This window comes from Erwinia plantamica (genome assembly GCF_043420595.1).
GTDB lineage: Bacteria > Pseudomonadota > Gammaproteobacteria > Enterobacterales > Enterobacteriaceae > Erwinia > Erwinia aeris.
Window position 1 is genome coordinate 21016 of record NZ_JBGCUC010000005.1, and the last position, 12142, is coordinate 33157.

Genomic DNA, 12142 nt, shown 5'->3' on the forward strand with positions numbered 1-12142 from the left:
TTCTGACGGCAGGAAAAACGGTTTGCGGTGGTTTATCGGGCAAAAAGGCTGCCGGAGAAATTATTTACGAGGCGCGCCGCATCGCGCTGTTAACGCCCTTAACCGGATAAAACGGGCATGACATGATGTCGGCATTATTTTTCTGATTCAGGATCGATGATGAAAACCCTTTCGCCTGTACCGCATGATGGACTATTTAAAACTTTTCTGACTAATACCGACACTGCGCGGGATTTTCTGTCGTTCTATCTGCCGCCGGAGCTGCTTGAAATCTGCGATATCACCACCTTGCAGCTGGAGTCGGGCAGCTTTATTGAAGAGAATTTGCGGACTTATTTCGCCGACGTGCTCTATTCATTGCGGACCAGTAACGGCACGGGCTATATCTATACGCTAATAGAGCACCAGAGCAGTTCGGATAAGCATATGGCCTTCCGCCTGATGCGCTACGCGATAGCGGCTATGCAGCGACATATAGAGGCGGGACACACGGCGTTGCCTTTGGTCGTCCCGCTGCTGTTTTGTCATGGTCGCGCCACGCCCTGGCCCTATACCACAGACTGGACGGCGCTGTTCGCTGAGCCGGAGCTGGCCCGACGGCTCTATACCCGAAGCTTTCCGCTGATTGACGTCGGCGCGATGGATGATGCGGATATCATGAAACACCGCCGGATGGCGATGCTGGAGCTGCTGCTGAAGCACGCCAGAACGCGCGACCTGGCGGAGCTGACGGAACAGTTGGTGACCCTGTTGCTTGCAGGTTATACTACGAACGAGCAGTTAGTAACCTCAATGAACTGGATGATGCAAATCGGCACGGCGGGTAATCCGGAAAAGCTGCTGCAGGAGCTGACCAGCCATTTATCGTCACAGGAGGACGTGTTGATGACTATTGCAGAATACCTTGAACAAAAAGGATTAACTAAAGGGCTTCAAAAAGGGCGAACCGAAGGCGAGCGCGAGGCCACGCTAAAAATTGCCCGCGCCTTGCTACAGAATGGCATTGCCCCCGACACGGTATCGAAAACAACCGGCCTGTCGGAGCAGGAACTCACCAGCCTCAGCCAGGCCAACCCAACGGCGTAGCCCTGGCGCTGACCCCTTTGCGCTTGCCATAAAAAACGGGCGGTTTAAGCCGCCCGTCTGGTTCTGCACGCTATAAAGGCTAGCGGGTCAGATCGTCAAAGAACTTCTTCACGCCGTCGAAAAAGCTTTTCGAACGCGGACTGTTCTTCTCGCCGCCCACGCCGCCAAAGCTCTCTTCCAGCTCGCGCAGCAGGCTTTTCTGCTTCTCGCTCAGGCTGACCGGCGTTTCCACGACCACACGGCACAGCAGGTCGCCCTGCGCGCCGCCGCGTACGGATTTAACGCCTTTGCCGCGCATACGGAACAGTTTACCGGTCTGCGTTTCCGCAGGCACTTTCAGCTTAACGCGCCCGTCCAGCGTCGGCACTTCGATTTCGCCGCCCAGCGCCGCCATTGCAAAGTTGATCGGCACTTCGCAGTACAGGTTATTCTCTTCACGTTCAAAGATAGGATGCTTGCGCACCTGCACCTGAACGTAAAGATCGCCCGCTGGTGCGCCGTGCTCGCCCGCTTCGCCTTCGCCTGAAAGACGGATGCGGTCACCGGTATCCACGCCTGCCGGAATTTTTACCGACAGCGTTTTAGAACGCTCTACGCGGCCATGTCCATGACAGGCGTTGCAGGGATCTTTGATAACGGAACCGCGACCGTGACAGGTCGGACACGCCTGCTGCACGGTGAAAAAGCCCTGACGCATCTGGACCTGACCCTGACCGTGACAGGTCGGACAGGTTTGCGGCTGCGTGCCCGCTTTGGCGCCGCTGCCGTGGCAGACGTCGCACTCTTCCAGCGTAGGGATGCGGATCTCTTTGGACACGCCGCGGACGGCTTCTTCAAGCGTCAGCTCCATGTTGTAGCGCAAATCGGCGCCGCGCGCAGCACGCTGCTGACGGCGTCCTCCGCCGAAGATATCGCCGAACACGTCGCCAAAGATATCGCTGAAGTCTGCGCCGCCGCCGCCAAAACCGCCGCCGCCGCCACCCATGCCGCCCTGTTCAAAGGCTGCATGACCGTACTGGTCATAAGCCGCACGCTTCTGCGCGTCGGTCAGAATTTCGTAGGCTTCTTTGACTTCTTTAAATTTTGCTTCTGATTCTTTGTCGCCCGGATTGCGATCGGGGTGATGCTTCATCGCCAGGCGTTTATAGGCCTTTTTGATTTCGCGCTCGTCCGCCGATCGCGAAACGCCCAAAATCTCGTAGTAGTCTTGCTTCGCCATTATGGTGATCCTGCCCTAAATATGCGTGAACGGGCGTGGAGAACACTCCGACGCCCGTAGGTTTCACTGGGGGCCTTGCGGCCCACCGTGCCCGCTCAAGGGCGATTATTTTTTGTCTTTAACTTCTTCGAACTCGGCGTCGACCACGTCGTCGTCTTTCTTCGCGGAAGCGTCGGCTGCATCAGCTGCGCCGCCGGCGGCCTGCTGCTGCTGAGCGAACTCCATCAGCTTGCTGGAGACTTCCATCAGCGCCTGCATTTTCGCTTCGATTTCCGCTTTGTCTTCGCCTTTCAGCGCGGTGTTCAGATCGGTCAGCGCGGCTTCGATTGGCGCTTTGTCGTCCGCAGGCAGTTTGTCGCCCGCTTCGTCCAGCTGCTTACGGGTGCTGTGCGACAGATGATCGGCCTGGTTGCGAACCTGTACCAGCTCTTCAAACTTACGGTCTGCTTCGGCGTTAGCCTCGGCGTCGCGCACCATTTTTTCGATTTCATCGTCGTTCAGACCAGAAGAAGCCTTGATGGTGATCTTCTGCTCTTTACCGCTGTTTTTGTCTTTCGCGGAGACATGCAGAATACCGTCGGCGTCGATATCGAAGGTCACTTCGATCTGCGGCATACCGCGTGGCGCTGCCTGAATGCCGTCCAGGTTAAACTGGCCCAGCGATTTGTTGTCCGCCGCGCGCTTACGCTCACCCTGCACCACGTGAATGGTTACCGCAGACTGGTTGTCTTCCGCCGTTGAGAACACCTGGCTGTGCTTGGTCGGGATAGTGGTGTTCTTGGCAATCAGCGCGGTCATCACGCCGCCCATGGTTTCGATACCCAGGGACAGAGGAGTAACGTCCAGCAGCAGCACGTCTTTCACGTCGCCTGCCAGCACGCCGCCCTGCACCGCTGCGCCTACCGCTACCGCTTCGTCCGGGTTCACGTCTTTACGCGGCTCTTTGCCGAAGAACTCGGCCACTTTCGCCTGCACCATTGGCATACGAGTCTGACCGCCGACCAGGATAACGTCGTTGATGTCGGAAACGGACAGGCCAGCATCCTGCAGAGCCACTTTCAGCGGCTCGATAGAACGGCTCACCAGATCTTCTACCAGCGATTCCAGCTTCGCACGGGTCACTTTGATGTTCAGGTGTTTAGGACCTGTTGCATCAGCAGTGATGTACGGCAGGTTAACGTCGGTCTGCTGTGCGGAAGAAAGCTCGATTTTCGCTTTTTCTGCCGCTTCTTTCAGACGCTGCATCGCCAGCGGATCGTTGTGCAGATCGATGCCCTGATCTTTCTTAAATTCTGCTACCAGATAGTTGATCATACGGCTGTCGAAGTCTTCGCCGCCCAGGTGGGTGTCACCGTTGGTCGCCAGCACTTCGAAAGTTTTTTCGCCGTCAACTTCATCGATTTCGATAATAGAGATATCGAACGTACCGCCGCCCAGGTCATATACCGCGATAGTACGGTTGCCCTGGCCTTTGTCCATACCGTAAGCCAGCGCGGCTGCGGTTGGTTCGTTGATGATACGTTTTACGTCCAGACCTGCGATACGGCCGGCATCTTTGGTCGCCTGACGCTGCGCATCGTTAAAGTAGGCTGGTACGGTGATAACCGCTTCGGTTACCGGCTCGCCCAGGTAATCTTCCGCCGTTTTCTTCATTTTTTTCAGCACTTCAGCAGAAACCTGCGGCGGTGCCATTTTCTGGCCTTTTACGTCCAGCCATGCGTCGCCGTTGTCGGCGCCAACGATCTGGTAAGGCATGATTTTAATATCACGCTGCACTTCTTCGTCCTGGAAGCGACGGCCAATCAGGCGCTTGATCGCAAACAGGGTGTTCTGTGGGTTAGTCACGGCCTGGCGTTTAGCAGGCTGACCAACCAGCGTTTCACCATCCTGGGTGTAAGCGATGATGGATGGCGTAGTGCGATCGCCTTCCGCATTCTCCAGTACACGCGCTTTGCCGCCATCCATGATCGCGACACAAGAGTTTGTTGTACCTAAGTCAATACCAATAATCTTGCCCATCTAAACGTCTCCCACTTAAATTCATTTCAAATCAGGTTATGCACACTTAATGCGGGCGGTTTTGGCCGTTTCAACTCCCGGCTTCACGCTTTTTTTCGCTACATAACCCTGGATGCCAAATAAGATGGGGCCTGCGCGCCCGGCATCAAGGGGCGAGTTAAAAAAAATTTCGTTTTTATCCTTATGGCAGATCAATGTCGCCCGCCCGGCGGCTCTTTATGATGCCGCGCGCTTTGCAGGAAAGCGGCGGTCAGCCGCCCTGCCCGCGCCTCTTCTTAATTTCTGTTATAGCTGAGGACTTATGCATAACAACAAACTGGCCAATCCTGGGCCGCTGGGCCTGATGGGGTTTGGGATGACCACCATACTGCTGAACCTGCACAACGCAGGATTTTTCCCGTTAACGTCCGTGGTGCTCAGCATGGGCATTTTTTTTGGCGGCCTCGCGCAGATCCTGGCTGGCCTGCTGGAATATAAAAAAGGCAACACTTTCGGCCTGACGGCGTTTACCTCCTATGGCTGCTTCTGGCTTAGTCTGGTCGGCATGCTGCTGCTGCCGTCGCTGGGGCTGGCTGCGCCGACGGATGCGGTTTTTCTTGGCGTCTGGCTGGCGCTGTGGGGCATTTTCACCCTGTTTATGTTCTTCGGCACGTTGCAGGCCAACCGCGCCTTGCAGTTTGTTTTTGCCAGCCTGACGCTGCTGTTCGCGCTGCTGGCGACAGGCAATATCAGCGGCAGCGAGCGCATTCTGACGCTGGCCGGTTACGAAGGCATTATTTGCGGCGCGAGCGCGATTTATCTGGCGATGGCGGAAGTGATTAACGAACAGCTGGCGCGCAAGGCGCTGCCAATTGGCGAGGTAACGCGGGCATAAAAAAAGCCCCGTGTGGATAATCACGGGGCCTGTCTTTTAGCGAACGCTGACCTGATTTAATAACGGTTGCCTGTCGCTACGCAGCAGCCAGCCGCCCAGCACAAAGCCCATCGCCGCCAGGCTCAGCACGTACCAGAGCGGCGCCATGGGTGTCAGCTTCATGATAAAAGTGACGCAAATGGGCGTCAGCCCACCAAAAATGGCGTAGGCGACGTTATAGGAGAACGAAATGCCGGTGAAGCGTACGTCCGCCGGAAACGCTTTAACCATGATAAAAGGCGTGATGCCCACTACCCCTACGCACAGGCCAGCCAGCGCATAGGCGGCATAAAGATACTGTGGCGCAGCCGCGGCCACGTAAAAAAAGCAGGCGCTGCCGCCCGCCAGCAGCAGGCTGCCGACCATCAACGTCTTACCCGCGCCGAAACGATCTGCCGCCGCGCCCGCCACCACGCAGCCGATAAGTAGCATAACGGTCGCCAGGCTATTGGCCTGTAAAGTTTGCGCCGCCGGTAGCCCATAGGTTTTTTGCAGCAGCGCGGGTGCCATCAAAATGACCACCACAATGCAGGCGGAAAGCAGCCAGGTCAGCAGCATGGAAACGATCACGCTCCGACGATGCGCCCTGACGATGGTTTTCAGCGGCAGCTCCTGCGCCAGCGCCTTGCGTGCCTGCATTTCCGTAAAGACCGGCGTTTCATGCAGCCAGCGGCGCAGATAAAGCGCGATCAGGCCAAAAATCCCGCCCAGAAAAAAAGGAATGCGCCAGCCGAATGTCGCGATGCTTTGGGCCGACAGCGTGGTGGCGATCAGCGTGGCAACCAGCGATCCCAATAAAATACCCGCCGTCAGTCCGGCGGTCAGCGTGCCGCAGGCGAAACCGATCCGTTTTTCCGGCACGTGCTCCGCCACAAAAACCCAGGCACCGGGCACTTCGCCGCCGATGGCCGCGCCCTGTAACAGGCGCAGCAGCAGCAGCAGTACGGGTGCCGCCACGCCCAGCGACGCATAGTCAGGCAGCAGCCCCATCGCCAGCGTCGGCAGGGCCATCAGCAGGATGCTCAGGCTGAACATTTTCTTCCTTCCCCTGCTGTCACCAAAATGCGCCATGATAATGCCGCCAAGCGGCCGCGCCAGATAGCCTGCGGCAAAGATGCCGAAGGTCTGCATCTGTCGTAGCCAGTCGGGGATATCAGCCGGAAAGAAGCGTTCGCCTATGACCGCCGCGAAAAAAACGAAGATGATAAAATCATAGAACTCCAGCGCGCCGCCCAGGGCGGCCAGAGAGAGGGTTTTGTAATCCTGCCGGTTCAATCGGCGAGTGCTGTTATTGTGCATAATCGTCGCGCAGCCAGAAGTGAGGGAATAAGAGCGTGTAAAGCCAGCATGACTATACCGTTCATTTTCCGCTACACCAGCAGCGCTGAACTTTATGCCTGAATCCGGAAATTTTTAGCTGTTTGTTTCGCGTCTGGCGCTTTTAGGACGAAATGCTGCTACTACCGCCTCATGCGTTTCCACATAAGGGCCATCCAGAAGCTGGATGCAGTAGGGCACGCTGGCGAAAATACCGTGCACTTTCGCTTTGCCGTCCGCGTCCTTTAAGCCTTCCAGCGTCTCTTTGATCGATTTTGGCTGCCCCGGCAGATTAATCACCAGTGACTGCTTGCGGATCACGCCAACCTGGCGCGAAAGGATAGCGGTCGGCACAAAATTCAGGCTGATCTGACGCATCTGTTCGCCAAAGCCCGGCATTTCGCGATCCGCGATAGCCAGCGTGGCGTCCGGCGTCACGTCGCGTCTGGCCGGCCCGGTTCCGCCGGTAGTCAACACCAGATGGCAAAACAGCTCGTCCACCAGCTCGCAAATGGCGTGCTCAATCATTGGCTGCTCGTCGGGCACCAGCCGTTTCTCAACGGTAAAAGGCGTCGCCAGCGCCGTAGAAAGCCAGGCTTCCAGCGCCGGTAAGCCTTCGTCCTGATAGATGCCGTTAGCCGCGCGATCGGAAACGGAGATCAATCCTATGCGTAAAGTATTCATTGTGTCGTCACTGTGAGGCCGGCCGCGGGAGGGCGCGGTTTTATAAGGGGAACAGGGGAAGGATAAACATTGCCACGCTTGATGTACAGGACGCGGCCGGCGAACCGACCGCGTGAGGGAATTACAGCAGTTCGGCGAGCATCTTATCCAGCTTGGCCTGGTCAAGCGCGAAGTTGCGAATGCCCTGCGCCAGCTTATCAACCGCCATTGGATCCTGGTTGTGCTCCCACAGGAATTCCGCTTCGGTCATTTTAGCGGGACGCGCTTTGACTTCGCCGGTGTAGGAGAGCTTACGCTCCAGCGTGCCTTCGCTTTCCGCCAGCTCTTTCAGCAGCGCCGGGGAGATGGTCAGACGGTCGCAGCCGGCCAGCTCAACGATCTCGCCTACGTTACGGAAGCTTGCGCCCATAACCACGGTTTCGTAACCGTGCTGCTTGTAGTACTGGTAGATTTCAGACACGGAAACCACGCCCGGATCTTCATGCGGCGCGTACTCTTTCTTGTCGGTATTGGCTTTGTACCAGTCCAGAATACGGCCAACGAAAGGAGAGATCAGGTAGACGCCCGCTTCGGCGCAGGCGCGGGCCTGAGCGAAGGAGAACAGCAGCGTCAGGTTACAGTTGATGCCTTCTTTTTCCAGCTGCTCGGCGGCGCGAATGCCCTGCCAGGTGGAGGCCAGCTTGATCAGGATGCGGTCGTTGCTGATACCGGCATCGTTATAGAGCTTGATCAGCGCGCGCGCTTTATTGATGCTGCCTTCGGTGTCGTAAGAGAGACGCGCATCGACTTCCGTAGAGATACGACCCGGCACCAGCTTCAGGATCTCCAGACCAATTTTGACGTTCAGCATATCTGCCGCGTACTGGATCTGCTCTTCTTTGTTGCTGGTCTGCTCGCGCGCCCACGTTACGGCTTCATCGATCAGCTTACGGTATTCCGGGATCTGTGAGGCATTCAGGATCAGTGAAGGGTTAGTGGTAGCGTCTTGCGGTTGATACAGCTTCATCGCTGCGATGTCGCCGGTATCGGCAACAACGGTGGTGAGCTGGCGCAGGGAAGTCAGTTTGTCCGTCATGGTTGTCATTCTCTCAGAAGAGTTATCGGGTTCTTGAAACTGTCTGCCACGGATAATATCACGCGAGACCGACCATGCAAGGTAAGCTTGCGGCCAGGCCACTGAGTGCTAAATCGCGCCCTTTATTTAGCTAATTTGTCCGGGCCGATAGCAGTGATTTGTCGTGCCACGGCGCTTTTTTGCTACACTGCCTGCGCTTTTTTTTGCCCTCCGATGGCGTATTACATAAGGATTCTGTCATGTTGATGGTGATCTCCCCGGCCAAGACGCTGGATTTCGCAAGCCCGCTGGCGACCGCCCGCTTTACGCAGCCCGCGCTGCTGAATGATGCCAAAAAGCTGATTGACGTGGCGCGCGACTTGACGCCCGCGCAGATCGGCTCACTGATGAGCATCAGCGACAAGCTGGCCGATTTAAACGCCGGTCGTTTTCAGGCATGGCAAACGCCTTTTACGCCGGATAACGCGCGCCAGGCCATTCTGGCTTTTAAGGGCGACGTTTACGCCGGACTTCAGGCGGAGACCTTCAGCGAAGACGACTTCACCTTTGCCCAACAGCATCTGCGCATGCTTTCCGGGCTTTACGGCCTGCTGCGGCCGCTGGATCTGATGCAGCCTTACCGTCTGGAGATGGGCACTAAGCTGACCAACCCTGCCGGCAAAGATCTTTATGCCTTTTGGGGCGACAGGCTGACCGAAGCGCTGAACGCGGCGCTGGCGGAACAGGGCGACGACGTGCTGATTAACCTGGCTTCCGATGAGTATTTTAAAACGGTGAAGCCAGCGAAGCTGCAAGGCCGCATCGTCAAGCCGGTGTTCCTGGACGAGAAGAACGGCAAGTTTAAGGTCATCAGCTTCTACGCCAAAAAGGCCCGTGGCCTGATGAGCCGTTATATTATCGAGCGCCGCCTGACGCAGCCGGAACAGCTGAAAGCGTTCGACGTTGACGGCTACTTTTTCGTGGCTGACGAAAGCAGCGAGCGCGAGCTGGTGTTTAAACGTCACGAAATCGCCTGATACCGCTTTCGCGGGCGAGCCGCCTTTTCAGATCCAGCCATAGCGTTTTGTTATGGTGCCGAACCGCGCCGCCGATCGCTCTACTCAAGGTTTATCTGCATCAGCCTTGAGGTAATTATGGATCGGCAAGCGCTTCTTAAAACCGTCACTGACAGGGCCTGGCACGCCACGCATCCTCCCACCGTAAACGCCGCCGCGCCCACGCTGCAAAATCCGCTGCCCGTTGGCTCGCATGCCTGGCTGCAAGCGGCAGCGGCGCAGTTTGGCGTAGACGAAAAGGCGCAGCAGCAATTTGCCACAACCGGCCTGCTCCGCCTGGACGCGCTGCATGTAGTTATGATTTGCCAAAGCGAAGATCCCGTCCCGCTGTGGCTCGTCGTTGGCTATTTGCGCACGCCCCAGGCAATCCATTCTGAAACCTGGCAGCAGCTGTTGCTGCGCGCTAACGGCGTGGCGATGGCGATGAACGGCATCAGCCTCTCGCTGGATGAACAGGGTACGACGCTGCTGACCAGACGCCTGGCTTTTGACGCCGTTGATGATGCGCTGGCGCTGGCGGCCATCCTTAACGATATCGACGCCCTTGCCGCCAGCCTGATCGATTTACTGCTGTCTCTCGGCCAGCCCGAGGCAACGCAGCAAGCAGACAAAACGCCAGCACTGCCCGGCTGGGTCATGGGCTGGCAGCAGCAGACGGCTTTAAAAATCGATGCGCTGGCGGAACAGGCGCTGGCCGCCCGGTGGCACTACCCGCTGGTGCAGCAGGCTGTCGCCGCGTTAGAACTGCCCGCAACGCAATACCAGCTCAACGGCTGCCTCTGTTCGCTACGCTTTCCCGAGCGTGAGATAGCCATTACCGCCGACGGTGACGGCCGCCACCTTTTCCTTTCCACGCCGCTTGAGCTGAAGAAGGATGACGCCCGTCGGCTGCTGGTCGCCAACGGGGATTTACAGCCGCTGACGCACTGCTCGCTGGGGCTTTATCAGGAAGAGGTCAGCCTGCTCTGCCGCTGGGATTCCCTGGGGCTGGACGGCCTTGATTTAGCCGAATGGCTGGCAAATCTGATGACCCTGACCATGGCTTTCAGTAGCGATACACAGAGAGGCGACTTATGACTGATTCAATCCAGCGCGCGCCCGCCCTACAGCAGATGACCGTGCAGAACAGCCGGGGCGATATTGAAAGCGGCCCGCTGCCCACGGGGCCAGCGCGCGCGGCCAGAGCGAGTCACGCGGCAGGCCAGTTTTTTTCCGGCCTGGCGGAGGGCGCCAGAAAAGGGTTACAGACGACCTCGGGCGGCCTGCAAACCGTTGGCAACGCGGCATGGGGCGGCTTAAAAACCGGCGGCAGCTACGCCGCCGACAAAATGACGGTAGCGGGCAAAGCGGGCTGGCAGGGCACGAAGTATGTTGGTAATCAAAGCTGGAAAGGCGCAAAAATTGCCGGAAAAGCGGGCTGGAACGAAACCAAACACTCCGCCGTCACCCTGGGGAAATTCGCCTCTGCGCCGCTGCAAAACAAAGCCTGGGGCGCGCTGGGCGGCCATGCGCTACAGCAGATGGTGACCTGCGGGCTGCCGACGCTGATGCGCGAAGAGGCATTTATCGAGGCCTATAACATGATGCTGCCGCATCTGGCCGAGAAGCATCCGGCCGCCGCCGTGGGGCTTCAGGTCGCGGTGTCGCTGGCAAACATCGCCGCGCATCACCATATCAGGGAGCCGCGTCTGGCACGCGATCCGCAAAACAATGCCGTTGCCGTGCGCGGTCAGTTTGGCCTGAGTCCGGGCCAGGCAGACGTGATCCAGCGCGATAAGCCGCAGGAATGGCAAAATATGACGGACAAACACCAGCAGGACTCACAGCGCGTAACCGGGCAGCAGGTCGCCGCCGAACTGATGAATATAGGCATGTCGGCGGCTGGCGTGCTGACCGGCAACCCTGGCTTAACCACCCGCGTGCTCAGCACCCAGCTGCGCAACGTGCTTTACGCGGCCTCGCGCGAATCTTTGCAGGCGACCGGCAGCATGGTGGCCTCGCGCGACGGCAAACCAAGCCACGGCGTCAGCGATGGCGATATGCGCACCAACGGTGCCTGGTACACGCTGAATACGCTGGCGATGGGCATGTTGCAGGACGGTCTGATCCAAAAAGCGCTGCCGCAGGGCTATACCGTTTCCGGCCCTGAAATTCGCGATGCGGCCGGGCAGCGGCTCAGCGGGAAAGAGCTGCACGCGATGGCGGCGCTGGTTTCCGGCATCCGGGCAGCCTGCAACACCGTGATTGAGACGGGCGACGCCTTTCTGGGCAAGCATTATGACGCCAAACGCGCGGGCGACTCGCAGAAGTTCTCCCCTTCCCTGCCGATGAAAGATTATGGCCGCCTGCTGGATCACTCCATTGCCCGCCTGAGCTGGAATAACTTCGCCAATGCCAGCACCCTGGCCGCGCAGCAGGTGCTGAATGCGGCGACCAAAGGCTCGCTGTCGCCGCAGCTCTCCAGCCTGCTGAACAACGGCGGCACCGCAGCCGCGTTTGGCCTGACCTACAAGATGGTGAACCAGATCTATCAGGCGCACAGTAAAGTGCGCGCCGCCGTAGCAGCTGCCACCAGCGGGCCGGTGAATATCACCGCCGCCGGACAGCCGAATCCGGCAGCGGATAGCCGTAGCCAGCAGGCGATTGCCGCGCCGCCTTCCGGGCAGCAAACGGCCGCTATTCAGCCTTCAGGGTCACCACAATCAACCGGAAACTCAGGAGAGCCCTCCACCAGCGGGACGGCATAACAGGCAGGAAAAGACCCTTACGGGTAA

General features: G+C 58.1%; 10 protein-coding genes. 5 read left to right on the top strand and 5 right to left on the bottom strand.

Annotation, left to right across the window (positions count from 1 at the left end; genetic code table 11):
- Window positions 1–156: 156 nt before the first annotated feature.
- Window positions 157–1086, top strand: a complete 930-nt coding sequence (locus tag AB3U87_RS06135) for an Rpn family recombination-promoting nuclease/putative transposase (RefSeq protein WP_394148701.1) — start codon at window positions 157–159, stop codon at window positions 1084–1086.
- Window positions 1087–1165: 79 nt separating this feature from the next.
- Here AB3U87_RS06135 and dnaJ read toward each other — a convergent pair whose 3' ends face one another.
- The gene (gene dnaJ, locus AB3U87_RS06140; protein WP_125290517.1) at window positions 1166–2305 is read right to left on the bottom strand and encodes a molecular chaperone DnaJ; all 1140 of its coding nucleotides are present in this window, start codon (window positions 2303–2305) and stop codon (window positions 1166–1168) included.
- A 105-nt stretch (window positions 2306–2410) separates the two neighbouring features.
- Window positions 2411–4324, bottom strand: a complete 1914-nt coding sequence (dnaK, locus tag AB3U87_RS06145; protein ID WP_253455380.1) for a molecular chaperone DnaK — start codon at window positions 4322–4324, stop codon at window positions 2411–2413.
- Window positions 4325–4625: 301 nt separating this feature from the next.
- Here dnaK and satP point away from each other — a divergent pair, with 301 nt between their 5' ends.
- Window positions 4626–5198 (top strand): acetate uptake transporter, encoded by a 573-nt coding sequence (gene satP / locus AB3U87_RS06150; protein WP_394148702.1) that lies wholly within the window; start codon window positions 4626–4628, stop codon window positions 5196–5198.
- 36 nt (window positions 5199–5234) lie between these two features.
- On the opposite strand, the gene AB3U87_RS06155 is transcribed toward satP, so the two are convergent.
- The 3 genes from AB3U87_RS06155 to tal all read right to left on the bottom strand — a co-directional run bounded on the left by AB3U87_RS06155 (window position 5235) and on the right by tal (window position 8313).
- Complete coding sequence (locus tag AB3U87_RS06155) at window positions 5235–6536, bottom strand: MFS transporter (protein ID WP_253455382.1); 1302 nt, start codon at window positions 6534–6536, stop codon at window positions 5235–5237.
- A gap of 114 nt (window positions 6537–6650) precedes the next feature.
- On the bottom strand, window positions 6651–7238 hold the full coding sequence (gene mog, locus AB3U87_RS06160) for a molybdopterin adenylyltransferase (protein ID WP_125290515.1): 588 nt from the start codon (window positions 7236–7238) through the stop codon (window positions 6651–6653).
- 121 nt (window positions 7239–7359) lie between these two features.
- Window positions 7360–8313, bottom strand: coding sequence for a transaldolase (gene tal / locus AB3U87_RS06165; protein ID WP_253455383.1), 954 nt, complete (start codon window positions 8311–8313; stop codon window positions 7360–7362).
- A gap of 239 nt (window positions 8314–8552) precedes the next feature.
- Here tal and yaaA point away from each other — a divergent pair, with 239 nt between their 5' ends.
- The 3 genes from yaaA (at window position 8553) to AB3U87_RS06180 (ending at window position 12115) form a co-directional block, all read left to right on the top strand.
- Complete coding sequence (gene yaaA, locus AB3U87_RS06170; protein WP_301730176.1) at window positions 8553–9329, top strand: peroxide stress protein YaaA; 777 nt, start codon at window positions 8553–8555, stop codon at window positions 9327–9329.
- Window positions 9330–9446: 117 nt separating this feature from the next.
- Complete coding sequence (locus tag AB3U87_RS06175) at window positions 9447–10445, top strand: type III secretion system chaperone (RefSeq protein ID WP_370734732.1); 999 nt, start codon at window positions 9447–9449, stop codon at window positions 10443–10445.
- Window positions 10442–12115: a hypothetical protein gene (locus AB3U87_RS06180; protein WP_253455386.1), complete on the top strand. Its 1674-nt coding sequence runs from the start codon at window positions 10442–10444 to the stop codon at window positions 12113–12115. The genes AB3U87_RS06175 and AB3U87_RS06180 overlap by 4 nt, the downstream gene beginning before the upstream one ends.
- The last annotated feature ends 27 nt before the right edge of the window (window positions 12116–12142 follow it).